The sequence below is a fragment of the Arthrobacter sp. BG3 genome (assembly GCF_056680185.1).
This window is the reverse complement of record NZ_CM155270.1, coordinates 4,239,330-4,263,228: the sequence shown is the minus strand read 5'-3', so window position 1 is coordinate 4,263,228 and position 23,899 is coordinate 4,239,330. Positions and strand designations below refer to the sequence as shown.

22 protein-coding genes are annotated in these 23,899 nt (G+C 68.4%); 12 read left to right on the top strand and 10 right to left on the bottom strand.

The window, feature by feature from the left end:
• Positions 1–59 precede the first annotated feature (59 nt).
• The 3 genes from tpiA to AC1MFL_RS19265 all read left to right on the top strand — a co-directional run bounded on the left by tpiA (position 60) and on the right by AC1MFL_RS19265 (position 1,682).
• On the top strand, positions 60–875 hold the full coding sequence (gene tpiA, locus AC1MFL_RS19275; protein ID WP_479812075.1) for a triose-phosphate isomerase: 816 nt from the start codon (positions 60–62) through the stop codon (positions 873–875).
• 49 nt (positions 876–924) lie between these two features.
• Positions 925–1,182, top strand: coding sequence for a preprotein translocase subunit SecG (gene secG, locus AC1MFL_RS19270; protein ID WP_226762181.1), 258 nt, complete (start codon positions 925–927; stop codon positions 1,180–1,182).
• Between the two features lie 119 nt (positions 1,183–1,301).
• Entirely contained in the window at positions 1,302–1,682 is a 381-nt protein-coding gene (locus tag AC1MFL_RS19265) for an RNA polymerase-binding protein RbpA (protein WP_479812073.1), read from the top strand.
• Between the two features lie 52 nt (positions 1,683–1,734).
• On the opposite strand, the gene pgl is transcribed toward AC1MFL_RS19265, so the two are convergent.
• The 6 genes from pgl to tkt all read right to left on the bottom strand — a co-directional run bounded on the left by pgl (position 1,735) and on the right by tkt (position 9,991).
• Positions 1,735–2,541, bottom strand: a complete 807-nt coding sequence (gene pgl / locus AC1MFL_RS19260) for a 6-phosphogluconolactonase (RefSeq protein ID WP_479812071.1) — start codon at positions 2,539–2,541, stop codon at positions 1,735–1,737.
• Positions 2,531–3,472 carry a glucose-6-phosphate dehydrogenase assembly protein OpcA gene (locus AC1MFL_RS19255; RefSeq protein ID WP_479812069.1) on the bottom strand — a complete coding sequence of 314 codons (942 nt, stop codon included), beginning with the start codon at positions 3,470–3,472 and terminating at the stop codon, positions 2,531–2,533. Before AC1MFL_RS19255 ends, pgl begins: the two co-directional genes overlap by 11 nt.
• The gene (zwf, locus tag AC1MFL_RS19250) at positions 3,469–5,031 is read right to left on the bottom strand and encodes a glucose-6-phosphate dehydrogenase (protein ID WP_479812067.1); all 1,563 of its coding nucleotides are present in this window, start codon (positions 5,029–5,031) and stop codon (positions 3,469–3,471) included. Before zwf ends, AC1MFL_RS19255 begins: the two co-directional genes overlap by 4 nt.
• 15 nt (positions 5,032–5,046) lie before the next feature.
• The gene (locus AC1MFL_RS19245) at positions 5,047–6,681 is read right to left on the bottom strand and encodes a glucose-6-phosphate isomerase (protein ID WP_479812066.1); all 1,635 of its coding nucleotides are present in this window, start codon (positions 6,679–6,681) and stop codon (positions 5,047–5,049) included.
• Between the two features lie 5 nt (positions 6,682–6,686).
• Positions 6,687–7,802 (bottom strand): transaldolase, encoded by a 1,116-nt coding sequence (gene tal / locus AC1MFL_RS19240; protein ID WP_479812064.1) that lies wholly within the window; start codon positions 7,800–7,802, stop codon positions 6,687–6,689.
• Between the two features lie 71 nt (positions 7,803–7,873).
• Positions 7,874–9,991: a transketolase gene (tkt, locus tag AC1MFL_RS19235; protein ID WP_479812063.1), complete on the bottom strand. Its 2,118-nt coding sequence runs from the start codon at positions 9,989–9,991 to the stop codon at positions 7,874–7,876.
• 544 nt (positions 9,992–10,535) lie between these two features.
• On the opposite strand from tkt, the gene AC1MFL_RS19230 reads away from it, so the two are divergent.
• On the top strand, positions 10,536–11,498 hold the full coding sequence (locus AC1MFL_RS19230; RefSeq protein ID WP_479812061.1) for a heme o synthase: 963 nt from the start codon (positions 10,536–10,538) through the stop codon (positions 11,496–11,498).
• A 337-nt stretch (positions 11,499–11,835) separates the two neighbouring features.
• Here AC1MFL_RS19230 and AC1MFL_RS19225 read toward each other — a convergent pair whose 3' ends face one another.
• Genes AC1MFL_RS19225 through AC1MFL_RS19215 form a run of 3 tightly spaced genes read right to left on the bottom strand, consistent with a single transcriptional unit; the run spans position 11,836 to position 14,562 of the window.
• Positions 11,836–12,780: a COX15/CtaA family protein gene (locus tag AC1MFL_RS19225; protein ID WP_479812059.1), complete on the bottom strand. Its 945-nt coding sequence runs from the start codon at positions 12,778–12,780 to the stop codon at positions 11,836–11,838.
• Between the two features lie 7 nt (positions 12,781–12,787).
• Positions 12,788–13,597 (bottom strand): ABC transporter permease, encoded by an 810-nt coding sequence (locus tag AC1MFL_RS19220; protein ID WP_479812057.1) that lies wholly within the window; start codon positions 13,595–13,597, stop codon positions 12,788–12,790.
• Entirely contained in the window at positions 13,594–14,562 is a 969-nt protein-coding gene (locus AC1MFL_RS19215; protein ID WP_479812055.1) for an ABC transporter ATP-binding protein, read from the bottom strand. Before AC1MFL_RS19215 ends, AC1MFL_RS19220 begins: the two co-directional genes overlap by 4 nt.
• 148 nt (positions 14,563–14,710) lie before the next feature.
• Between AC1MFL_RS19215 and AC1MFL_RS19210 the strand changes: the two genes are divergently transcribed.
• The 6 genes from AC1MFL_RS19210 to AC1MFL_RS19185 all read left to right on the top strand — a co-directional run bounded on the left by AC1MFL_RS19210 (position 14,711) and on the right by AC1MFL_RS19185 (position 19,964).
• Complete coding sequence (locus AC1MFL_RS19210; RefSeq protein ID WP_479812053.1) at positions 14,711–15,583, top strand: helix-turn-helix transcriptional regulator; 873 nt, start codon at positions 14,711–14,713, stop codon at positions 15,581–15,583.
• Entirely contained in the window at positions 15,583–17,046 is a 1,464-nt protein-coding gene (gene sufB, locus AC1MFL_RS19205; RefSeq protein WP_301231268.1) for a Fe-S cluster assembly protein SufB, read from the top strand. Before AC1MFL_RS19210 ends, sufB begins: the two co-directional genes overlap by 1 nt.
• A complete protein-coding gene (sufD, locus tag AC1MFL_RS19200; protein ID WP_479812051.1) occupies positions 17,046–18,329 on the top strand; it encodes a Fe-S cluster assembly protein SufD in 1,284 nt (427 codons plus the stop codon). The genes sufB and sufD overlap by 1 nt, the downstream gene beginning before the upstream one ends.
• Positions 18,330–18,360: 31 nt before the next feature.
• Positions 18,361–18,720 (top strand): non-heme iron oxygenase ferredoxin subunit, encoded by a 360-nt coding sequence (locus AC1MFL_RS19195; protein WP_479812049.1) that lies wholly within the window; start codon positions 18,361–18,363, stop codon positions 18,718–18,720.
• Positions 18,721–18,820: 100 nt separating this feature from the next.
• On the top strand, positions 18,821–19,618 hold the full coding sequence (gene sufC, locus AC1MFL_RS19190; RefSeq protein WP_160665959.1) for a Fe-S cluster assembly ATPase SufC: 798 nt from the start codon (positions 18,821–18,823) through the stop codon (positions 19,616–19,618).
• A 13-nt stretch (positions 19,619–19,631) separates the two neighbouring features.
• The gene (locus AC1MFL_RS19185; RefSeq protein ID WP_354241300.1) at positions 19,632–19,964 is read left to right on the top strand and encodes a metal-sulfur cluster assembly factor; all 333 of its coding nucleotides are present in this window, start codon (positions 19,632–19,634) and stop codon (positions 19,962–19,964) included.
• A 147-nt stretch (positions 19,965–20,111) separates the two neighbouring features.
• On the opposite strand, the gene ypfJ is transcribed toward AC1MFL_RS19185, so the two are convergent.
• Positions 20,112–20,999, bottom strand: coding sequence for a KPN_02809 family neutral zinc metallopeptidase (ypfJ, locus tag AC1MFL_RS19180; protein ID WP_479812046.1), 888 nt, complete (start codon positions 20,997–20,999; stop codon positions 20,112–20,114).
• Positions 21,000–21,058: 59 nt separating this feature from the next.
• Between ypfJ and AC1MFL_RS19175 the strand changes: the two genes are divergently transcribed.
• Both AC1MFL_RS19175 and AC1MFL_RS19170 read left to right on the top strand, forming a co-directional pair.
• A complete protein-coding gene (locus tag AC1MFL_RS19175) occupies positions 21,059–22,483 on the top strand; it encodes an AMP-binding protein (protein ID WP_479812044.1) in 1,425 nt (474 codons plus the stop codon).
• Positions 22,476–23,720, top strand: a complete 1,245-nt coding sequence (locus tag AC1MFL_RS19170; protein WP_479812042.1) for a thiolase family protein — start codon at positions 22,476–22,478, stop codon at positions 23,718–23,720. The genes AC1MFL_RS19175 and AC1MFL_RS19170 overlap by 8 nt, the downstream gene beginning before the upstream one ends.
• Positions 23,721–23,899 lie beyond the last annotated feature (179 nt).

Here is a 23,899-nt window from a genome sequence, read left to right as displayed (position 1 = left end):
TGTCCCAGGACGGGGCGCCCTGCCGGCTGTTCCACTGCTACGAACATTTTGGAGACCACGTGACTACGTCAACCAACGGCAAATTCGACCGCACGCCCTTCATTGCAGGCAACTGGAAGATGAACATGGACCATGTCCAGGGCATCACACTCCTGCAGAAACTCGCCTGGACCCTGTCCGACGCCAAGCACGATTACAGCCGTGTGGAGGTCTCCGTCTTCCCGCCGTTCACCGACCTCCGGGGTGTCCAGACCCTGGTTCAGGGCGATGAACTCAAGGTCGTCTACGGCGGCCAGGATCTCTCCCCGTTCGATTCCGGCGCCTACACCGGGGACATTTCCGGCCAGTTCCTCGCCAAGCTCGGCTGCAGCTACGTCCTCGTCGGCCACAGCGAACGCCGCACCATCCACCACGAATCCGACGAGGTGCTGAACGCCAAGACGAAGGCGGCTTTCCGGCATGGCATCACCCCCGTGCTCTGCGTCGGCGAAGGACTGGAGATCCGGCAGGCCGGGACGCACGTCGACCACACGCTGGCGCAGCTGCGCGCCGGAGTCGAGGGCCTCACCCCCGAGCAGGCCACTGAGCTTGTCGTCGCCTATGAGCCGGTCTGGGCCATCGGGACCGGCGAGGTCGCTGGACCGGACGACGCCCAGGAAATGTGCGCCGCCCTCCGCGCCGAGCTCGCCACCCTCTTCGGGTCGGGCGTCGCGTCAAAGACCCGGCTGCTGTACGGCGGCTCGGTCAAGGCCAACAACGCCGCCTCAATCCTCAAGGAACGCGACGTGGACGGATTGCTCGTCGGTGGTGCCAGCCTGGACGCCGCCGAGTTTGCTAATATTGTCAGGTTCGAGAGTCACCTGCTGACGGATTAGTCCGGACACAATCGTGGCCCCCGCAATCCAAATCTTCTGAAAGGCCGTCGTGGACGTTCTTCATGTCATTCTGCAGGTTCTCCTGGGTATCACCAGCCTCCTGCTGACCTTGCTCATCCTGCTCCACAAGGGACGCGGCGGCGGTCTGTCCGACATGTTCGGCGGCGGCATGAGCTCCGGCCTCAGCTCCTCGGGCGTGGCCGAGCGGAACCTGAACCGCTTCACGGTCATCCTCGGCGTCACTTGGGGAGTCGTCATCATCGGCCTTGGCCTGATCATGCGTTTCAGCGGCGGCGGAGACTCCTAGCACGCTGCCTGAAAACTTCATAAGGGGTCCTTATGGCCCTCCCCGGCATCGGGAACTGCGAACTACACTTTGGCTGATTGCAATGCGCATTCCGCCCGCTGAGTAGCCAGGAGTTCCCGATGCTGCATTCCGCCTCCGGATTCCGGGGCATCCGAGTAGGAGCCACCGAAGGGGCCACGCCCCGGCACGAACCGCTCGATGGCACCGCTGCCCGCACGCCCCGCATCCGCGTCAGCTACCGGTGTGCCAAAGGCCACGAGACGCCACTGGTCTTCGCGCAGTTGCCCGACGACCAGATCCCCGGCGTCTGGGACTGCCGCCGCTGCGGCGGAACGGCCACCCGGGACGAGGCGCAGTTCGCGCTTGAGGACGTACCGGTGGAAGGCTACAAAAGCCACCTGGAATACGTTAAAGAGCGGCGTTCCAGCCAGGACGCCGAAGACGTGCTGGCCGGAGCGCTCGAAAGACTGCGGGCAAGCCGGAGCCTCCCAGGGGAATAGCCGCAGGCAATAGCGCACGGAATTAGCCGCAGCGCGGACCGGCCGCCGCGGGCTAGCTCTTGCGGACCAGTTGCTGCGGAACCCGGGAAGCTGCGTTCTCGTCGATCAGCCAGAGCGTTTCCATCCGGCCCCGCGGACCGGCAGCCGGCACCTGCACCGGGTTGGCGCCCGCGAGGGCCAGCCCCACGGCGCCGGCCTTGTCCTCGCCGGCAACGACCATCCAGATCTCCGACGCCGTGTTGATGGCAGGCAGCGTCAGCGAAATGCGCTCCGGCGGCGGCTTGGGGGAGTTGCGGACCCCCACGACGAAGAGTTCCTTCTCCCGGATGCCGGCCTGTTCCGGGAAGAGCGACGCGACATGCGCGTCCGGTCCCACACCGAGCAGGACGATGTCGAAGCGGGGGAGGGGTGCCGGGTGTTCGGGCCGGTCATCGGACATGTCCGCGGCGTGTTCCGCTGCAGCTGCCTCGCCGAGCCGGCGGGCGTAGTCGGCGGCCGCCTCCTCCGGGGAACCGAATTCTTCGGTGGAACCTGGCACGTGGATCCGTGCAGGGTCCGCGTTGATGTGCGCGAGCAGCGCCTCCTGGGCCTGGACTGCGTTGCGCTCGGGATCCCTGGCCGCGACGAAGCGTTCGTCACCCCACCAGAAATTGACCTTGGACCAGTCGACGGCGCCGGACGCCGGCGACTCCGCCACGGCCTTGAGCGAGCCGATGCCCATCGATCCCCCGGTAAGCACCACCGTCGCCTCACCGTACTTGTCCTGGATGTCCACCAGTTTGGTGATCAGGCGGGCCGCGATGGCGGCCATGAGGACGGACGAGTCGGGATGGATGCTTACTCTGGGGTCAGCGCTCACTGGGACGGACACTCCTTAGATTGGTACGTGGCAGTCCAATAGTAATCACTTCACCGAACACTTCATCCGGATCAAGGCGGCGCAGTTCTTCGGCGAGGCAGTCCTTCAGGCTCCGGCGCGGCAGGGAGATCCGCTGCACCGGCTGTCCGGGCTGGCTCAGTTCCGCCACGGTCAGGCCCGGCCGGAACAGCTGGACGTCGCCCGCGGTGCGGGTCAGGCGGACACGCCGGATCCCGGTGCCGGCCGGGTCCGCGACAATCGTCACCGGCGCGTCGAGGGCCAGGGTCAGCCACGCCGCCAGCAGGATGGTGCTCGGGGAGTCCGACGCCCCCTCGACGGCGACGGCCGTCACCGGTGAACCGTCCACCTGGTCCAGGACCGCGGCGAGCTGGATCCGCCAGTTGGTCAGGCGGGTCCAGGCCAGGTCCGTGTCGCCGGCCTTGTAGGTGCGGCGGATGTTGTCCAGGGCGCGCTGCGGATCGGACTCGTTGGCCGAGTCGGTGATCCGGCGGTGCGCGATCCGGCCGATGGACGTCTCGCAGGCGGCCTTCGGGGCCCCGTGCGGCCACCAGGCCACAATCGGGGCGTCGGGCAGCAGCAGCGCCGCGACGAGCGATTCGCTTTCCTCCGCCAGTTCGCCGTAGCCGCGCAGCAGGATGACCTCGGAGGCTCCGGCGTCGCCGCCCACCCGGATCTGCGCATCGAGCCGGGTCGGTGCCTTGGCGCCGGCGTCGGCGAGGACGATGATCCGGCAGGGGTGCTCCCGGCTGGCCTCGTTGGCGGCCTCGATGGCCTCCTCTTCCAGCCCGGACTTGGTCACGACCACGAGGGTCAGCACCCGGCCCAGGGCAATCACGCCGCCCTGCTCGCGCAGGGCCATGATCTTCTTGGAAATCTTGGAGGTGGTGGTGTCGGGAAGATCTACGATCATGGCCTTCTCCAGGTTCGTCCGTCACGGGCAAGGAGCTCGTCGGCGGAGGCGGGTCCCCAGCTTCCGGGGGCGTAGGGTTCGGGCTGTTCGTCCAGGGACGCCCAGTAGTCCTCGAACGGGTCGAGGATCTTCCAGGACAGCTCCACTTCGGCGTGGCGGGGGAACAGCGGCGGCTCGCCGAGGAGCACGTCGAGGATGAGCCGTTCGTAGGCCTCCGGGCTGGATTCTGTGAAGGAGTGGCCGTAGCCGAAGTCCATCGTGACGTCGCGGACTTCCATCTGCGTGCCGGGAACCTTGGACCCGAACCGGATGGTGGCACCCTCGTCGGGCTGGACCCGGATCACCACGGCGTTCTGGCCGAAGTCGTCCTCGCCGTGGTCCGTGAAGAGCAGGTTGGGGGCGCGCTTGAGCACGACGGCGATCTCCGTCACCCGGCGGCCCAGCCGCTTGCCGGCACGCAGGTAGAACGGCACCCCGGACCAGCGCCGGGTGTGGATGTCCACCCGGATCGCGGCGAACGTCTCGGTCTTGGAGTCGGTCGGGATACCTTCCTCTTCCAGGTAGCCGACCACCTTCTCGCCGCCCTGCCAGCCGCCGGTGAACTGCCCGCGGGCCGAGTGGGTGGACAGGTCCTCGGGGAGCCGGACGGCGGCCAGGACCTTTTCCTTTTCGGCGCGCAGGTCATCGGCGTTGAAGGAAATCGGCTCCTCCATCGCGGTGAGCGCCAGGAGCTGCAGCAGGTGGTTCTGGATGACGTCGCGGGCCGCGCCGACACCGTCGTAGTATCCCGCCCGGCCGCCGGTGCCGATGTCCTCGGCCATGGTGATCTGGACGTGGTCCACGTAGTTCGCGTTCCAGAGCGGCTCAAAGAGCTGGTTGGCGAAGCGCAGCGCCAGGATGTTCTGCACCGTCTCCTTGCCCAGGTAGTGATCGATCCGGAAGACCGCGTCCGGGGGGAACACCGACTCCACAATGTCGTTGAGCTGCCGGGCCGACTCGAGGTCGTGGCCGAACGGCTTCTCGATCACGACGCGGCGCCACTTGTCGCCCTCGGCCTGGGCAAGCCCGTGCTTGGAGAGCTGCCGGCAGACCAGTTCGAAGGCCTTCGGCGGGATGGAGAGGTAGAACGCGTGGTTGCCCCGCGTTCCGCGCTGCTCATCGAGTTCGTCAATGGTTTCGGACAGCCGCTTGAAGGCATCGTCGTCGTCGAACTCGCCCTGCACGAAGCGGACGCCCTGCGCGAGCTGTTCCCACACCGTCTCATCGAACGGGGTGCGGGCGTAGGCTTTGACCGCGGCCTTTACCTCGGCCGCGAAGTCCTCGTTCTCCCAGTTCCGCCGGGCGAAGCCCACCAGGGCGAAGCTCGGCGGCAGCAGCCCGCGGTTGGCCAGGTCGTATACGGCCGGCATGAGTTTCTTGCGGGCGAGGTCCCCCGTGACCCCGAACAGGACCAGCGACGACGGTCCCGCAATACGGTTCAGGCGCCGGTCCCGCGGGTCCCGGAGCGGATTGCGCCCCCGGCCCGCGGACGACCGGCCGCTGTTGTATTTCTCTGGCATGGTTGCTTGGGTGCCTTAGCTTTCGGAGGAGGGGAGTGCCTGGCCGGCCAGCGTGGAGATGATCTCCTGCAGCTGCCGGACGCCGGCAGCGCGGTCCGTGAGGTGCAGACGCAGGACCGGACGGCCGTGGTCGGAGAGAACCTGCGCGTCACCGGCGGCCTGGGCCGAGATCAGTTCGCCGAAGCTGAACGGACGGTCCGGGATGGCCAGGTCGGTGGCGGCCGCTGCGCTCACCTGCAGGAAGACACCGATCGCGGGTCCGCCCTTGTGGAACTGGCCGGTGGAGTGCAGGAAGCGCGGACCCCAGCCGAAAGTCACGGGACGGCCGCTGAGCGCTGCCAGCTGGTCCCGGACACCCTCGAACGGTGCGTAGGCGAGCCGGTCGAAGTAGGCCTGGACGCTCAGGTAGCTGTCCGGGCCCAGTTCGCCCAGCAGGGCGCTGACAGCCCCGGCCGCGGTGGTGGCACCCCTGAGCCAGTCCCCGCCGCGGACCTCGATGGCGCCGTCGGTGAACGCGGCCGGCGTCGGTTCCGGCTGCGCGTCGAGCAGGCCGCGGGCGGCCACCTTGGCCGCCTCGACGTCGGGCTGGTCATAGGGGTTGATGCCGAGCAGCCGGCCGGCCACGGCGGTGGCGAACTCCCACGTCATCATCTGGGTGGGAAGTCCGCCGCCGATCGCGACCTCGTTTTCACCAAGTTCGACGTCGGCGTCCGCCGCGACGAGGCGGACCACCAGGACGTCGGGGGCGCCGAGGGTGGCCTCCGGGGAGGAGGGCCCGGCGACGACCGGCAGGACGCCGGTGCCGAGCTTGCCGGTGGACTCGGCGATGAGCTGTTCGGCCCAGTCCGCGAAGCCCTTGATGCCGGAGCCGTCCTCTGCGATGACGATCTTGTTGCGCAGCGGGCTGGTGCCGCCCAGCGCCGCACCGAGGGCGAGGCCGATGTTCTCCTCGCCGTCCTCGTTGAGGACCTCGGCGGCTTCCTCCGCTTCGTCCAGGAACGCCTGGATGTCCACGCCGGCCAGGCCGCAGGGCACCATCCCGAACGCGGTCAGCGCCGAGTAGCGTCCGCCGACGTGGGGGTCGGCGTTGAACACGGCCCGGTACCCGGCCTCGCGCGAGGCCTTGTCCAGCGGGGACCCGGGATCGGTGACGATGACGATCCGGCTCTTCGCGTCGATCCCGGCCTCGGTGAAGGCGTGCTCGAAGATCCGGCGCTGGGAATCGGTCTCGAGGGTGGAACCGGACTTCGAGGACACCACGATGGCGGTTTCGGCCAGCCGGTCCGCGACGGCGGCGGCGACCTGCTCCGGGTCGGTGCTGTCCAGCACGGTCAGCTCGACGCCGGCGGTTCCGGCGATGACCTCGGGTGCCAGTGAGGAACCGCCCATGCCGCACAGGACAATCCGGCTCACGCCCTCGGCGTGCAGCGTGTCGCGGAGAGCCAGGATGTCCGCAACCAGCGGCTGGGAGACGGTGGCCGCCTCGACCCAGCCGAGCCGGACGGAAGCCTCGGCCTCGGCGTCGGGACCCCACAAGGTGGCGTCCTTGGCGAAGATCCTGGTGGCGACCTTGTCTGCCAGCAGGGCGGGCAGGTGCTGTTCGTGGGCCAGGCGGGCAGCGCCGGTGGCGTCGTAGCTGAGAGTGGTCATGGGGACTAGGCGCCCTTCCGTGCGGCGGCGAGGGCAACCTCGACGTCGGCGAGGAGTTCCTTCCAGCTGGCCACGAACTTGTCGAGGCCTTCGGACTCAAGGACGGCGACGACCTCGTTGTAGGAGATGCCGAGGGCATCGAGGGCGTTCAGCGTGGCGTTGGCGTCGTCGTAGCCGCGGCTGATCGTGTTGCCCGTGACGGTGCCATGGTCAAACGTGGCGTCGAGCGTCTTTTCCGGCATGGTGTTCACGACGCCGGGGGCGACGAGTTCGGTGACGTAGAGGGTATCCGGGTAGGCCGGGTCCTTGACGCCGGTGGAGGCCCAGAGCGGACGCTGCGGGAGGGCGCCGGCGTCGGCCAGGAGGGCCCAGCGTTCGGTGGAGAAGAGTTCCTCGTAGACCTGGTAGGCCAGGCGGGCGTTCGCCACGCCGGCTTTGCCCTTGAGGGCGCGGGCCTCGTCGGTGCCGATCGCGTCGAGGCGCTTGTCGATTTCGGAGTCCACGCGGGAGACGAAGAAGGACGCAACCGAGTGGATCCGGGAGAGGTCGTGGCCGTTGTCCTTGGCCTGCTCGAGGCCGGACTGGAAGGCGTTGATGACGGCGCGGTAGCGCTCGAGGGAGAAGATCAGCGTGACGTTGACGCTGATGCCGGCCGCGAGCGTGGCGGTGATGGCTTCCAGGCCCTCGAGGGTGGCGGGGATCTTGATCAGGACGTTGTCCTTGTTGACCTGGGCGTAGAGTTCCTTGGCCTCGGTGATGGTGCCGGCGGTGTCCCAGGCCAGGCGGGGGTCAACCTCGATCGAGACGCGGCCGTCGACTCCCTTGGTGGCTGCTGCCACCGGGGCGAAGAGGTCGCAGGCGTCGGCGACATCGGTGGTGGTGATCGCGAAGACGGTCTCCTCGACGCTGGCGCCGGCGGCGGCCTTGGCGGCGATGATGGCGTCGTAGTCGTGGCCGGTGGTGATGGCTGCGTGGAAGATGGACGGGTTGGTGGTGACACCGACGACGTTCTTCTCCTCGATCAGCTTGCGCAGGGTGCCGGTGTCGAGGCGGCCGCGGGAAAGGTCATCAAGCCAGATGGAAACGCCGGCATCGGACAGCTGTTGCGTGGGGGTGGTCATGTGTGACTCCTGAAGTCTGGGGCCGCCACCGCGATTCTGGGGCGGCGGCCCGGTTAAGCGTGGGGTGGGGGTCAGGCCGGGAGGCCTGCGAGGGATTCCTTGGCCGCGGCGGCGACTGCCTCCGCGGTGATGCCGAATTCCTGGAACAGGCGCTTGTAATCCGCCGAGGCGCCGAAGTGCTCGAGGCTGATGGAACGGCCGGCGTCGCCGACGAATTCGCGCCAGCCCAGGGCAAGCCCGGCTTCGACGGACACCCGTGCCTTAACGGCCTCCGGGAGCACCGCTTCGCGGTAGGCGGGGTCCTGCTTGTTGAACCACTCCACGCACGGCATGGAGACGACGCGGGTGGGAATGCCGTCGGCCTGCAGGGCCTCGCGGGCCTGCACGGCCAGCTGGACCTCCGACCCGGTGCCGATCAGGATGACCTGAGCCGTGGCGGTCCTGCCGTCCCGGGAGGCTTCGGCCAGGACGTACCCGCCCTTGGCGACGCCGGCGGTGGAACCGAAGGTGTCGGCTTCGGCGTCGGACGTTCCGCGGGCATAGGTGGGGATGTTCTGGCGGGTCAGCACGATGCCGGCGGGGTTGGCGTGGTTTTCGAGCATGACCTTCCAGGCGGCCGCGACCTCGTTCGCGTCGCCCGGGCGGACCACGTCCAGGCCCGGGATCGCGCGGAGGGCGGCGAGCTGCTCCACCGGCTGGTGGGTCGGGCCGTCTTCGCCGAGGCCGATCGAGTCGTGCGTCCAGACGTACAGCGACGGGACCCCCATGAGGGCGCCGAGGCGGATTGCCGGGCGCTGGTAGTCACTGAAGATCAGGAAGGTCCCGGAGAACGCGCGGGTGCGGCCGTGCAGGGAAATGCCGTTGACGATCGACGCTGCGGCGTGCTCGCGGATGCCGAAGTGCAGAACCCGGCCGTACGGGTTGCCCTTCCAGGCGTCCGTGCAGCGGGAGACCGGGATGAACGAGGGCGAGCCCTCGATCGTGGTGTTGTTGGACTCGGCGAGGTCGGCCGAACCGCCCCAGAGCTCCGGCATGACCGGGCCGATCGCGTTCAGGACCTTGCCGGACGCGGCGCGGGTCGAGACGTCCTTGCCGGCTTCGAACACCGGCAGGGCGGCGTCGATTTCGGCCGGGAGCTTACGGGCCTCGATGCGCTCCAGCAGGGCCGCACCGTCGGGGTTGGACGACTGCCAGGCCTCGAAGGCTTCCTGCCATTCGCTGCGGGCAGTAGCACCGCGGTCCACGGCTTCCCGGGCGTGCGCCAGGACGTCGTCGTCGACCTGGAAGGAACGCTCCGGGTCGAATCCGAGGACCTTCTTCAGGGCAGCGACTTCCTCGGCGCCCAGGGCGGAGCCGTGGATCTTGCCGGTGTTCTGCTTCTTCGGGGCCGGGTAACCGATGATGGTGCGCAGCGAGACGATGGACGGCTTGCCCGTCTCGGCCTTGGCGGCCACCAGGGCGGCGTGGAGTTCGGCCACGTCCTCCTTGTATTCGCCGGTCCGGGTCCAGTCCACGCGCTGGGTGTGCCAGCCGTAGGCCTTGTAGCGGGCCAGGACGTCCTCGGTGAACGCGACGTCGGTGTCGTCCTCGATCGAGATGTGGTTCTCGTCGTAGATCACCACCAGGTTGCCAAGCTCCTGGTGCCCGGCGAGCGAGGACGCCTCGGACGTCACGCCTTCCTGCAGGTCGCCGTCGGAGGCAATGACCCAGATGGTGTGGTCGAACGGGCTGGCGCCCTCGGCGGCGTCGGCGTCAAACAGCCCGCGCATCCGGCGCTGGGAGTACGCGAACCCGACGGCGGAGGCCAGGCCCTGGCCCAGCGGGCCGGTGGTGATTTCCACGCCGGCGGTGTGCTTGTACTCAGGGTGCCCCGGGGTCAGCGAACCCCAGGTCCGCAGGGCCTGAAGGTCCTTCAGCTCCAGGCCGTAGCCGGAGAGGAACAGCTGGATGTACAGCGTCAGGGAGGTGTGGCCCGGGGAGAGGACGAACCGGTCCCGACCCAGCCAGTCGGGGTTCTTCGGGTCGTGCCGCATCAGCTTCTGGAAGAGAAGGTAAGCGGCCGGGGCCAGGCTCATCGCGGTGCCGGGGTGGCCGTTACCGACCTTCTCCACAGCGTCGGCGGCCAGCACACGGACCGTGTCCACGGCGCGCTGGTCCAAACTGGTCCATGACAGTTCTTGCTCTTCCAAATGTGGCACGAAAACCGGGCCCCTCTCTGTGCTGACGGCGGGTGGTATGGTCAGTCCCGCCCGGGGCACAGTTCGGTGCCCGCTGCGGTACGTACCAGCCGTTCACCATCGAAACGTTGATCTAGCATTCAGTCGCGTGTGCAAATGCACGTCTGCAGTCACTGCAGGCAGATACCGCAGACAACCGGACGGCCGTTTTGGCCGTGGCCCGTGCGCGCTGATCTGCAGACAGCTTAGCCCCATTCCACCGGCCGGGTGCGGTATATCTCACCAAATGGACCGGTTTTGTCGCTTATATGAATCACCGGTGTCCGCGGCCGCGGTGAAGCCGCGTTAACCTGTTGGCATCATGGGCGCCCGGCGGACATATCCTGCGACCATATAGGCCGGCCGGATCCGCCGACCGGGGCGGCTGTGCCTGCGCGGTATGATGGGTCGTGGCTACCAACGGGGGCGGGGACACGCCTGTGCGCTGCGCGCGGACCCCTCCGAGATGCACCCCGCGTTGCGGAACCAGCCGGACTGAACAGCCAGACAGAACAGAGTGACTGCCACCGTGAGCACAACAGATACCCCGCTGAACGCTTCCCCCACCCGCGGAAGCATCGGCTTCGCCCGTAAAGCCAAGGCCTACCTGGCGCTCACGAAACCCCGCGTCATCGAACTCCTGCTGGTCAGCACCCTGCCGACCATGATCTACGCGCAACGCGGCTTCCCCTCGATCGGCCTGATCCTGGCCACGCTCGTCGGCGGCGCCTTTGCCGCCGGCAGCGCGGGCTCCTTCAACTGCTACATCGACCGTGACATCGACAAGCTCATGCACCGCACCGAGAACCGGCCCCTGGTCACGGGCGAGGTCACGCCGCGCGAGGCGCTGGTCTTCTCCTGGCTCCTTGGCGCGGCAGCGATCGCGATCCTGTGGTTCGGGGCCAACCCGCTCGCGGCGTGGCTCGGCGTCGGCGCGATTGTCTTCTACGTGGTCATCTACACCATGATCCTCAAGCGCCGCACGGCGCAGAACATCGTCTGGGGCGGGGCGGCCGGCTGCTTCCCGGTACTCATTGCCTGGGCCGCGGTGACCAACACGGTTCAGTGGCCCGCCGTCGTGCTCTTTATGATCATCTTCCTGTGGACCCCGCCGCACTACTGGCCGCTGTCCATGCGCTACGGCGAGGACTACCGCAACGCCAACGTGCCCATGCTCGGCGCGATCGCCGGTGCCAAGGTGGTCTCCGTCCAGGTGGTCCTGTATGCGTGGGCGATGGTGGCCTGCTCGCTGCTGCTGGTTCCGGCCGGCGGCGCCGGCTGGGTCTACACCGTGACTGCAGTGCTCGCCGGCGCGTGGTTCCTCTACGAATCGCATGCGCTGTACAGCCGGGCCCAGGCCGGCGACGTGTCCAACAAGGGCGCCATGAAGGTCTTCCACGGCTCGATCAGCTACCTGACCCTGCTCTTCATCGCCCTGGCCATCGACCCGTTCGTCGGTTCCGCCATCATGGCCGGCTAGCCGCCGCCCCCTCCCACCCACAGCCTTACAGCAACGCGGGGTCACCTACGGTCCATCCAGAGCTTCCGGATGGGCGGTAAGTGACCCCGCGTTGTTTGTATGGGGCGGGTGCTTGACGCTTTGTGGGGGGCGGGCTACTTCACCGGGCTGCTGCAGGCGAGGTCGGCAGCGTTCGCGGCATCAGGGCGGCGGTGCGGAACGGGCCCGGAATCCGGCTGCGATGCACGGGGCACACGGCGAGCAGCGCCGCCCAATAACAGCAACGCGGGGTCACCTACGGCCCATCCAGAGCTTCCGGATGGGCGGTAAGTGACCCCGCGTTGTTTGTGGGGGCGGGCTACTTGACCGGGCTGCTGCGGGCGAGGTCGGCAGCGTTGGTGGCCGCGCTCATCAGCAGCGCCGCCGCCAGCATGTGCGCCGCGACCAGCAGCGCCGGGATGCCGTTGTAGTACTGCGTGAAGCCGATGACGGCCTGCAGCACGGTAACGCCCAGGAGCATCAGGACGGCGGTGCGGAACGGGCCCGGAATCCGTCCGCGGATCACGAGGTACACGGCGAGCAGCGCCCCAGCGGTCACCAGGTACGCCGGCACCGCGTGGATGTGCGCGAACAGGTCCCAGTCCAGGTCGTTGCGCGGGGCATCGGCGTCGCCCGCGTGGGGGCCGGCGCCGGTGACGACGACGCCCAGGCAGACGGCCACGGCGGCGAACAGCGCGACGGCGCTCATCAGCGGGCGGGCGATGCCCGGCAGGGGGGCAAGTTCCGCCACCCGGAATTTCCCTGTCCGGCCGTAGGCGCGGTTGACCAGCAGGGTGGCCAGCACCACAAGGGCCATCGAGACCAGGAAGTGCAGGCCCACCACCCAGGGGTTCAGCTGGGTCAGCACGGTGATGCCGCCGATGACGGCCTGCGCCGGGATGCTGGCGAGCAGGCCTAGGGCCAGCAGGAAGAGGTCGCGGCGCTCCCTGCGGAGGTTCCACAGGTACACCAGCATCGCGACGGCGACGGCGGCCAGCGCGAAGGTCAGCAGGCGGTTCCCGAATTCGATGATGCCGTGGATCCCCATTTCCGGGGTGTTCACCAGGGACGAGTCCGTGCAGCGCGGCCAGGTGGGGCAGCCCAGGCCGGAGGCGGTGAGGCGGACGGCGCCGCCGGTGACGATCAGGAGGGTCTGTCCGATCAGGGACAGGACCGCCAGCCGCTGCACCGTCCTGTTGACGATGACGGGCAGCCAGGGGACGTTACGGGAAACGGTCCGGGGAGTGCGGGAGTCCGTGCTCACAGTTTTCTCAATTCCATTTGAACCAACGGGTTGCTGCGCCGCCGGCGATCGCCGTCCAGAGCAGCAGGACAAGTACCGGGCCGGGGCTGACGCTGCCGGCCAGGAAGGCCTCCCTCAGGGCCTGCCCCAGGGCGCCGGAGGGGAGGAAGTGCACCATCGTCTGCAGCAGGGCGGGCAGCCGTTCGGCCGGGATCACGATCCCGCCGAGGGCGCCCAGCAGGATCCACAGCAGGTTGGTGATCGCGAGGGTCGCTTCCGGCCGGACCGTGCCGGCAACAAGCAGGCCCAGTGCGGTGAAGGCCGCGGCGCCGAGGACCAGCAGGGCCAGCCCCGGGGCCCAGCCCAGCGGATCCGGCTGCCAGCCCAGGACCAGGGCAACCGCCGTGACCACCAGCACCTGCAGGGCCAGCACGGCGAGGACCGCGAGGATCTTTCCGGCGATCAGCCCGGTGCGGCCCAGGGGAGTGGTGGAGAGGAAACGCAGGACGCCGTAGCGGCGGTCAAATCCGGTGGAGATGCCCTGGCCGGTGAACGCGGTGGACATGGCACACAGGGCCAGGATGCCCGGCACGGCGACATTGATCCGGCTCGCACCGAACCCGTCCAGCAGGGGCATCACCGTCAGGCCCACCATGGCCAGCAGCGGCAGCACAATCGCCAGGATCAGCTGTTCGCCGTTCCGGAGCATGGTGATGGTCTCGTACTTGCCCTGCAGCACGATGCGCCGCAGCAGCGGAGCCGGTGCGCTGCCGAGGGGGCGGCCCTGCCGGCCGCTGCCGGGCAGCGCGTTCCCCAGGGCGGCACTGTGGCGGGTCATCGGATCTCCCTTCCGGAGATGTCGAGGAAAACGTCCTCAAGGCTGCGGGCCTCAAGGCTCAGCGAACGGGGCATGATCCCGCGGGCGGCCCACCACGCGGTGATCGCCGCGAGGTCAGCGGCGGTCAGCGCGCCGGTGGCGGCGTAGCTGCCGGCCCGGGCTTCGGTGACGTTGACGCCGTCGGGCAGCACCCCGGAGAAGTCCAGCCCGGGTTCGGTCTCGAACAGCAGGGTGCGGATGTGCTGTTCCCCGGCGTCCGCCGGCAGGGGATGCTGCAGGAGCTGCGCGACCGTCCCCTCGGCGACATTGCGGCCGGCGTCGATGATGTACACGTAGTCGGCGAGGCGCTGGGCGTCATCCATCAGGTGCGTGGTGAGGATAATCCCCATCCCGCGGTTCCGGAGTTCGGAGATGAGCTCGAACACGAGCTGGCGCGACTGCGGGTCCAGTCCGGCGCTCGGCTCGTCCAGGAAGAGCACCTCGGGGTTGCCCACAAGGGCGGCCGCCAGCGCGAGCCGCTGCTTCTGGCCGCCGGAGAGCCGCCGCACGGAGGTCCTGCTGAAGCTGTCGATGCCGAGGCGCTCAATGAGTTCCCCGACCGGCCAGGGGTCCGCGTACATGCCGGCAATGTGCTTGAGCAGGGGGATGGGCCGGGCCGACGGCGGCAGGCCGCCATCCTGCAGCATCACCCCGACGCGGGCGCGCAGTGCCGCCCCGGCGGTGTCCGGGTCCTGGCCCAGCAGGCTGATGCTGCCGTGGGTGCGTTTCTGCAGCCCCTGGGCGCATTCGATGGTGGTGGTCTTGCCGGCGCCGTTGGCTCCGAGCAGGGCCGTGACCTGGCCGGGTTCAGCGACGAGGGAAACGCCGCTGACCACCCGCAGCATCTTGCCGTCGAGGGTGGGCAGTGGACCAACGTCCTTGACTAGCCCGCTGATGGACAGGACGGGGGATTCGGGAGATCGCACCACAGCATTCTACGGGATGTAGTACGCCCCGATCCGGCCGGCATCCGACGGCGTCCCGGGGGCCGTCCCGGGCGGCCCCGCCCGCCGCGTGACGGGGGATAGCCATGCCTTACTGGATCGGGGGACTAAATTACGACATCATAGTGTTGTGTATTCCATGAGACCCACCTCTTCTGTCGCCCTTGCCGGGCGCGGTAGCTCACGCGCGGCGTCTGACGCTGTGTCCGGGCCGGCGGGCGCCGCTGCAGCCAGGGCCGCAGCCGCGTTCCCGGCAGCCGACGCCGAAGAGCGCACCCGGGACCGCGTGCTGAACGCGGTGCTGGAACACGGTCCCATCAGCGCCGCGGAACTCGGTGATCTGCTGGGCTTTACCCCCGCCGCCGTCCGCCGCCACCTGGACCACCTCTCCCGCAACGGGGTCATCGAGATTAAGCGCGCCGCCCGTGCCGGCGCCGGGGCGGGGCGTCCCGCCCGCCGTTATGTCCTCAGCTCCCAGGGCCAGTCCAGCCTCGGAAACGACTACCTGGACATCGCCACCCTCGCCCTGCAGCGCCTCGGTGAAATCGCCGGCCCCGAAGCCGTGCGGCAGTTCGCCGTCGAACGCTTCGGTGAGATGGAACGCCGCTACGCGCCGGAAATTGACGCCGCCGGCCCGGATATCACCGCCCGGGCGCAGGCGCTGTCCGAGGCGCTGAGCCGGGACGGCTTCGTGGCCTCCACGGCGTCGATCGAGGCCAAGGCACCCCTGCCGGCGGCGCTCTCCAGCGTCCAGCTCTGCCAGGGACACTGCCCCATCCAGCAGCTCGCCGCGCAGTTCCCGGTGTTCTGCGACGTCGAGACGGACGTGTTCTCCCGGCTCGTCGGCGTCGACGTCCGCCGGCTCTCCACGCTGGCTCGCGGCGGCCACGTCTGCACCACCCACATACCTACAGGCCGTCCGGCGGCCAGGGGGCCTCACGGCCCCGCAACCACCCCGGGCAGCCTGGACGAAGTATCCAACCATCTGCAAGAAAGGCCGTGATGACGGACCAACTATCAGAGAAGAAGGTTGCTGAATCCACTGTGATCTCGGAGATTCTGGAAAAGAATCCCGAGCTCCACGGAATCGGAACCTATGAGTACGGCTGGTCCGACAAGAACGACGTCGGCGCCAACGCCCGCCGTGGCATCAACGAGGACGTCGTCCGCGACATTTCGGCGAAGAAGAGCGAGCCGGAATGGATGCTGGACCTGCGCCTCAAGGGCCTGAAGTACTTCGACCGCAAGCCCATGCCGACCTGGGGCGCTGACCTCTCCGGCATCGACTTCGACAACATCAAGTACTTCGTGCGGTCCACCGAAAAGCAGGCCAACAGCTGGGAAGACCTCCCCGAGGACATCCGGAACACCTACGAGAAGCTGGGCATCCCGGAAGCCGAGCGCAGCCGCCTCGTCTCCGGTGTCGCGGCCCAGTACGAGTCCGAGGTTGTCTACCACCAGATCCGCGAGGACCTGGAACAGCAGGGCGTCATCTTCCTGGACACCGACACCGCGCTGCGCGAGCACCCGGAGATCTTCCAGGAGTACTTCGGCACCATCATCCCGGTGGGCGACAACAAGTTCGCGTCGCTGAACACGGCCGTGTGGTCCGGCGGCTCCTTCGTGTACGTGCCCAAGGGCGTCCACGTCGACATCCCGCTGCAGGCCTACTTCCGCATCAACACGGAAAACATGGGCCAGTTCGAGCGCACGCTGATCATCGCGGACGAGGACTCCTACGTCCACTACATCGAAGGCTGCACCGCGCCGATCTACACCTCGGACTCGCTGCACTCCGCCGTCGTGGAAATCGTCGTGAAGAAGGGCGCCCGCGTCCGCTACACGACCATCCAGAACTGGTCCACCAACGTGTACAACCTGGTCACCAAGCGCGCCATCTGTGAAGAAAACGCGACGATGGAGTGGATCGACGGGAACATCGGCTCCAAGGTCACCATGAAGTACCCGGCCGTCTACCTCGTCGGCGAGGGCGCCAAGGGCGAGACCCTGTCCATCGCGTTCGCGGGCGAAGGCCAGCACCAGGACACCGGCTCCAAGATGGTCCACATCGCGCCGAACACCAAGAGCTCGATCGTGTCCAAGTCCGTGGCCCGCGGCGGCGGCCGTGCCGCCTACCGCGGCCTGGTCCAGGTCCGCGAAGGCGCCAAGCACTCCGCCAACACGGTCCGCTGTGACGCGCTCCTGGTGGACACCATCAGCCGCTCGGACACCTACCCGTACATCGATATCCGCGAGGATGACGTCACGATGGGTCACGAGGCCACGGTCTCGCGCGTCAGCGAAGAGCAGCTGTTCTACCTGATGTCCCGCGGCATGCGCGAAGACGAGGCCATGGCGATGATCGTCCGCGGCTTCATCGAGCCGATTGCCCGTGAGCTGCCGATGGAATACGCCCTCGAGCTGAACCGACTGATTGAACTGCAGATGGAAGGATCGGTCGGTTAATGACTGACATGACTACTGAAAAGGCCCGCATCGGCGCGCCCTCCCAGCCGTTCATCAACGGCTTCACGGAGGAAGGCGAAAGCCTTTCACCGGTCAACGCCACGGCGTCCAAGTCCCCGCTGGCCGGCGAGGCCGTGAAGCGGCACTCGCACGGCGGCGGCGTCGGCATTCCGGACAGCTCACGCGCCGGGCGCCTCACGTCCTACAAGCTGGCGGACTTCAAACCGCTGACCGGCATGGAGGAGGACTGGCGGTTCACCCCGCTCAAGCGCCTCCGCGGCCTGCACACCGAGGTCCTCAACGGCGCCGCCCCGTCCGTGAGCGTCACCGCTCCGGACAGCGTCACCGTGGAGACCGTCGGCCGTGACGACCGCCGGATCGGCTCGGCAGCCATCCCCGAGGACCGCGTGTCCGCGAACGCCTGGGAGAACTTCACCGAGGCCACCGTCATCACGGTCCCGGCCGAGGTCCAGGTCGACGGCGAGGTCAGCGTCCTGCTGACCGGCCAGGGCACCGGGGCCTCCGCGCAGCACGTTGTGATCGTCGCGGAGAAGTTCTCCAAGTCCGTTGTGGTCCTGGACCACCAGGGCACCGCCGTTGTCGCGGAGAACATCGAGATCCTCGTGGAGGACGGCGCGCAGCTGACCGTCATCTCGCTCCAGGAATGGAACGACGACGCCGTGCACGCCTCCTCGCAGCAGGCCAAGCTGGGCCGCGACGCCAAGTTCAAGCACATCGTCGTCAGCCTCGGCGGCGACCTCGTGCGGGTCACCCCGTCGGCACGCTTCACCGGCCCGGGCGCCGAAGTGGAACTGTTCGGGCTGTACTTCGCCGACGCCGGCCAGCACCTGGAGCAGCGCCTCTTCGTGGACCACTCGGTCGCCAACTGCAAGTCCAACGTCCTGTACAAGGGCGCCCTGCAGGGCCGCAACGCGCACACCGTCTGGGTGGGCGACGTCCTGATCCGCAAGGAAGCAGAAGGCACCGACACCTACGAGGCCAACCGCAACCTGGTTCTCACCGACGGCGCCCGCGCGGACTCCGTGCCGAACCTGGAAATCGAGACCGGCCTGATCGCCGGCGCCGGCCACGCCAGCGCCACCGGCCGCTTCGATGACCAGCACCTGTTCTACCTGATGGCACGCGGCATTCCGGAAGAGGTGGCCCGCCGTCTGGTGGTCCGCGGCTTCCTGAACGAGATCATCCAGCAGATCAAGGTTCCGGCCATCGAAGAGCGGCTCACGGCCGCCGTCGAACGCGAACTCGCGGCAACCAACCACTAGTGCACAGCACCAGAGAACACGGAAACCACCAATGACTGAACGGCCAAAGGGCGAGCTGGTCTGCAACGCCAGCGAGATCCAACTCAAGCAGGCGCTGCGGATCCTGATCGATGACTACCCCGTCGCGATTGTCAAGGACTCGATGGGCGAAATCCACGCCATCGGCGACACCTGCTCGCACGCGGACATCTCCCTCTCCGAAGGAGAAGTGGAGGGCTGCAAGATCGAGTGCTGGGGCCACGGGTCCCAGTTCGACCTGCGCAGCGGCGAGCCGCTGCAGCTGCCCGCCTATGACCCTGTTCCCGTCTTTGCGGTGACCGTCCTGGATGACGAGGTCTACGTGGACTTCACGAACGTCCTGAACGGCGCCGAGGCTCCGAACTTCAGCTGACTGCCCGGGCACCACAGTAGCCAGCGGCCAGTCTTAGAAAAACTTATCGACCAGAAACCGCACAGTGCCGCAGGGCACGGTGCAGAGGAGAACAAGACACATGTCGACTCTTGAGATCAAGGACCTGCACGTCAGCATTGACACCGAGCAGGGCACCAAGGAAATCCTGAAGGGCGTCAGCCTGACCATCAGGACGGGCGAGACGCACGCCATCATGGGACCGAACGGTTCCGGCAAGTCCACCCTCGCGTCCACCATCGCCGGGCACCCCCGCTACAACGTCACCTCCGGCACCATCACCCTGGACGGCGAGGACGTCCTCGCGATGACCGTCGACGAGCGTGCCCGCGCCGGCCTGTTCCTCGCCATGCAGTACCCCGTCGAGGTTCCCGGCGTCAGCATGACGAACTTCCTGCGGACCGCCAAGACGGCCATCGACGGCGAAGCCCCCAAGCTGCGCACGTGGACCAAGGACGTCAAGGCCGCCATGGCCCAGCTGCGCATCGACGCCGACTTCACCCAGCGCAACGTCAACGAGGGCTTCTCCGGCGGCGAGAAGAAGCGCGTCGAGATCCTCCAGCTGGAGCTCTTCAAGCCGAAGTTCGCCATCCTGGACGAGACCGATTCCGGCCTCGACGTCGACGCACTCAAGGTTGTCTCCGAGGGCGTCAACCGTGCCCACGCCGAAGGCAACATGGGCACCCTGCTCATCACGCACTACACCCGGATCCTGCGCTACATCAAGCCGGAATTCGTCCACGTGTTCGTTGATGGCCAGGTCGTCGAAGAAGGCGGCCCGGAGCTCGCGGACCGCCTCGAAGAAGAAGGCTACGACCGCTACGCCACCGGCGCCGGGGCAGCCACCATCGCTGCCGCTTCGGCCGCAGCACAGGCCTAGTTAGGACTTCATCATGACCGAACTCAATGTGGCCCGTACCAGCCTCGAGGATGTCGAAGAGGCACTCATGGATGTGATCGACCCGGAACTGGGCGTGAACATCGTTGACCTGGGGCTGCTGTACGGGCTGAAATATTCAGACGATGACGGCGCCCTGCTGATCGACATGACGCTCACCACGGCCGCCTGCCCGCTCACCGACGTGATCGAGGAGCAGGTCGGCAAGGCCCTGGACGGGGTTGTGGACGAATGGCGCCTCAACTGGGTGTGGATGCCGCCATGGGGCCCGGAACGGATTACCGAGGACGGCCGCGACCAGATGCGCGCCCTCGGCTTCAACATCTGATTCCCCATTGCGTCCCTGACGCGGTATGACGACGGCGGGCCCACCTTTCAGAGGTGGGCCCGCCGTCGTCGTACCGGGTGGAATCGGCTGCTCCGCAACTGACTTACGGGCCGTCGAAACGGCCGTGACAGAGCAACCGAAAGGCTGTCAGGGGGTCGCGACTCCGAAGGTGTCGCACTGGTTGATGTCGCCGCTCGTGTAGCCCTGGTAGAACCACTTCTGCCGCTGCGCGCTGGAACCGTGCGTCCAGGACTCGGGTGAGACCCGGCCGGTCGCGGCCTTCTGGATCCGGTCATCGCCGACCGCCGAGGCGGCGGACAGGGCATCCTGCAGGTCCTGTTGCTTCAGCGGATCCAGGAACGGCAGCCCGGTCTTGGGATCCTTCTGCGTGGTGGCGTAGCGGACCCACAGCCCGGCGTAGCAGTCAGCCTGGAGCTCCACACGGACGCCCCCGGATTCGGGTCCCTGGGGATCCTGCTGGGCCCGGTCCAGGTTTCCGAGGATGTTCTGGACGTGGTGGCCGAACTCGTGGGCGACCACGTACTCCTGCGCGAGCGGTCCGCCGGAGGAGCCGAAACGGTCCACGAGTTCCTGGAAGAATCCGGGGTCGAAGTACGCGGTGGTGTCCGTGGGGCAGTAGAACGGCCCCACTTCCGACGTCGCGGCGCCGCAGCCGGTGTTGGTGCCGCCCGTGAAGATCACGGTTTTCGGCTGCGGGTACTGCGTCTTGTACTGGGCGAGGTAGGCCGGCCAGAACGCGTTCAGGCTGTTGACCGTGCCGACGATCCGGCAGTCCAGCCGGGCGTCCGCGTCGGCTCCGCTGACGCAGGCCGGGTCAGTGCCCTGGCTCTGCGACGCGGGACCCTGGGTGGTGCCGCCCAGGCCTTCGAGAAGGCTCGGATTGATGCCGAGCAGGGCCGCGATCAGCAGGATGATGCCGCCGCCGATCCCGCCCCCGACTTTGGCCCCGCGGCCCATGCCGCGCCGGTCCTGGACCTGGGAAGGGTCCAGTTGGACATTGTCATTGAAACTCATGCTTGTCACAATATCGCGTACCCGCGTCCGGGCCGCCCAAGGCCGGTAAAGTTGGCCTGATGCCTTTTCTCGACAGCCTCCAGCGTTGGGCCGATGACCGCCCCGACGGGACCGCCGTCGTCGTGGCCGGGCAACGCCTGAGCTGGGAGGAACTGCGCGACGCGGCCGCCGGGCAGCTGCCCGGCACGCCCGCAGTGAGCGTGCTGTCCGAGGAGAATTCGCTGCACTTCGCCGTCGCGTTCGCTGCCGCCGTCGCCGGGGACCGGCAGTGCGCCGTGCTGGACCCGTCCTGGCCGCAGCAGCTGCAGGACGGGATCAGGGACAGGATCCGGGACACCGTCCCGGCCGCGGCAGACCCCGTGCCCGCGGCCGGCCCCGCGGCCGGGCTGGAACTCGCCGACGGGCTCCCGGATACCCCCTTCCTGATCGGCCTCACCTCCGGCACCACATCCGTCCCCAAGGCTTTCACCCGCTCGCGGCGCTCCTGGCGGCTGTCCTTTGACGCGTCGGTCGAATTTTTTGGCCTCGCCGCGGATGACAGGACCTTGGCGCCCGGGCCGCTCGCGGCCAGCCTGAACCTCTACGCCCTGGCAGAATGCCTGTACGCCGGTTCGGAATTCCACACCCTGGCCCGTTTCGATGTCGGCGACGCCCACGCCGCGGTCAGCCATGATGGCATCACCCGGCTGGTCCTCGTGCCAACAATGCTCCGTCTCCTCAGCGAACGGGGACTCAGCGGCGGGGTCGATGCCTCGGGCATCCGGAGCATCATCTGCGCCGGTTCGAAGCTCGACGCGCGGACCCTGGAAGCTGCCCGCCGCTGGGCGCCCAACGCGACCATCTTCGAGTACTACGGCGCCTCGGAGCTCAGCTTCGTCTCCGGGGCGGGCCTGCCGCCCGGCCGGCCGCCGGAGCAGGGCGGCACCGGCATCGGGAAGCCGTTTCCCGGCGTCGACATCCGCATTCTCGACGACGGCGGCGTCCAGCTGGCCGACGGCACGGACGGCAACATCTGCGTCCGCAGCGGAATGGTCAGCGACGGCTACCTCTGGGGCGACGACGGCCAGGCCCTGCAGAGCTTCGACGGCTGGCACACCGTGGGGGACCAGGGTTTCCTCGACGGCGGGGTCCTGCACATGCTGGGCCGCCGCTCGGACATGATCGTCACCGCAGGCAGCAACGTTTACCCCCATGAGGTTGAGCTGGCGCTGGCCTCCGTCCCCGGTGTGGCAGCCGCCGTGGCCGCCGGCCGCGCGGACGATCTCCGCGGCCAGAAGGTCATCGCCGGTATTGTCCCCTCACACGGCGGATTGACCGCCACCCAGCTGAAGGCGGGCATCGAGGACGTGCTGGCCCGCAACAAGCGGCCCATGGAATACTTCGTCCTGGCCGGGCTACCGCTGACGGACCGCGGCAAGCTCAGCCGGGACCTGCTGCTGGACTGGATTGACCGCAACGACCCCCGGATCCGGCGCCTTGTCTGAGCGGCAGCCCTGGGCCTTGCCCGGGGACCGGCAGCCGGTCATCATCGCCGCACGCCGGACTCCGATCTGCCGCGCCAACGGTGCGCTCAAGTCCGTGCCCGCCCACGAACTGCTCGCCCCTGTGATCCGCGCACTTCTCACCGAACTTCGCAGCGGGGACGGCGTGCCCCCGGTATCCGTGACGGACGTGGTGATTGGCAACGCCGTCGGCGGCGGAGGCAACGTGGCCCGGCTCGCCGCCCTCGAAGCCGGGCTGCCCGTCAGCGTCCCCGGCCTGACCGTGGACCGCCAGTGCGGCTCCGGACTGGACGCGATTGTGCTGGCCTCCAGGCTCGTGGCCGCCGGCGGCGATGGCCTGTACCTGGCTGGCGGGGTGGAGAGCATCAGCACCGCACCCATGCGCGCCCGCCGGGACGCGGACGGGGTCCCGGCATTCTTCGCCCGGGCACAGTTCTCACCCCTGGCCCTCGGGGATCCGGACATGGGGGTCGCCGCCGAAAAAGTGGCCACCCGCTGCGGGATCAGCCGGGAGCGGCAGGACGGGTTTGCGCTGCGCAGCCACCGGCGCGCCCTCGCGTCCGCCGCCGCGGGGTTCTTCGCCGCCGAGATCGTCCCGCTCGACGGCGGTCCCGGACCGGACGGGCCACCGGCGGTCAATAACGACGACGGGCCGCGCCTGGTCAGTGCCGACGACGGGCCGCGCCGTGGCCTCACAGGGGCCGTGCTCGCCCGTTTTCCTCCCGTGTTTGCCGCGGGCGGCACGGTGACCGCAGGGAACTCCTGCTTCGACGCGGACGGCGCCGCCGCCGTCGTGATCACCACGGTCGAGCGCGCCCGCGCACTGGGCGCCCGCGACGGCCTCCTGGTGCGGGGCACGGACAGCGCGGGCGTGGATCCGCAACTGCTCGGGATCGGGGCGGCCGCCGCCGCGGCACGCCTGCTGGAACGCTGTGGCGTGACCGCTGCGGAACTGGGGCTGGTGGAGTTCAACGAGGCATTCGCGTCCCAGACCCTCGCGTGCCTGGACCGGCTCGGCATCCCCGCGGAACGCGCCAACCTCGACGGCGGCGCCCTGGCACTGGGGCACGCCTATGGGGCGTCCGGCGCGGTGCTCGTCACCCGGCTGCTGGCCCAGGCCCGCCGCAGCCCGGTCGCCGGCCAACTGGCCCTGGCAATGATCAGCATCGCCGGCGGAATGGGCACGGCCGCGCTGCTGGAGTACCAGATCCTGTCCTAGCAGCCCTGCCGCCGGGGGAGGGGCACATGCCCATTGCCGGGCCCGTCCCCCAGGTGGACATGCCCCTTCCTGGGCTCAGCCAGTGGACATAGTGGGATTATGTCCCGCGCCCCGGGTCACGGGAGGGCATGTCCCCCCCGGGGGCGGCGGGCTGCGCGGGCTTCTCGGCCTCGGTCTGG

What these genes read in the sequence shown, in the direction of transcription:
- tal (WP_479812064.1), bottom strand. Translation starts at nt 7,802, where the DNA reads ATGACCACCCCCACGCAACAGCTGTCCGATGCCGGCGTTTCCATCTGG.
- AC1MFL_RS19220 (WP_479812057.1), bottom strand. Translation starts at nt 13,597, where the DNA reads ATGACCCGCCACAGTGCCGCCCTGGGGAACGCGCTGCCCGGCAGCGGC.
- sufD (WP_479812051.1), top strand. Translation starts at nt 17,046, where the DNA reads ATGACTGACATGACTACTGAAAAGGCCCGCATCGGCGCGCCCTCCCAG.
- AC1MFL_RS19185 (WP_354241300.1), top strand. Translation starts at nt 19,632, where the DNA reads ATGACCGAACTCAATGTGGCCCGTACCAGCCTCGAGGATGTCGAAGAG.
- AC1MFL_RS19245 (WP_479812066.1), bottom strand. Translation starts at nt 6,681, where the DNA reads ATGACCACTCTCAGCTACGACGCCACCGGCGCTGCCCGCCTGGCCCAC.
- zwf (WP_479812067.1), bottom strand. Translation starts at nt 5,031, where the DNA reads ATGCCAGAGAAATACAACAGCGGCCGGTCGTCCGCGGGCCGGGGGCGC.
- AC1MFL_RS19255 (WP_479812069.1), bottom strand. Translation starts at nt 3,472, where the DNA reads ATGATCGTAGATCTTCCCGACACCACCACCTCCAAGATTTCCAAGAAG.
- ypfJ (WP_479812046.1), bottom strand. Translation starts at nt 20,999, where the DNA reads ATGAGTTTCAATGACAATGTCCAACTGGACCCTTCCCAGGTCCAGGAC.
- sufB (WP_301231268.1), top strand. Translation starts at nt 15,583, where the DNA reads ATGACGGACCAACTATCAGAGAAGAAGGTTGCTGAATCCACTGTGATC.
- AC1MFL_RS19175 (WP_479812044.1), top strand. Translation starts at nt 21,059, where the DNA reads ATGCCTTTTCTCGACAGCCTCCAGCGTTGGGCCGATGACCGCCCCGAC.
- AC1MFL_RS19195 (WP_479812049.1), top strand. Translation starts at nt 18,361, where the DNA reads ATGACTGAACGGCCAAAGGGCGAGCTGGTCTGCAACGCCAGCGAGATC.
- sufC (WP_160665959.1), top strand. Translation starts at nt 18,821, where the DNA reads ATGTCGACTCTTGAGATCAAGGACCTGCACGTCAGCATTGACACCGAG.
- AC1MFL_RS19265 (WP_479812073.1), top strand. Translation starts at nt 1,302, where the DNA reads ATGCTGCATTCCGCCTCCGGATTCCGGGGCATCCGAGTAGGAGCCACC.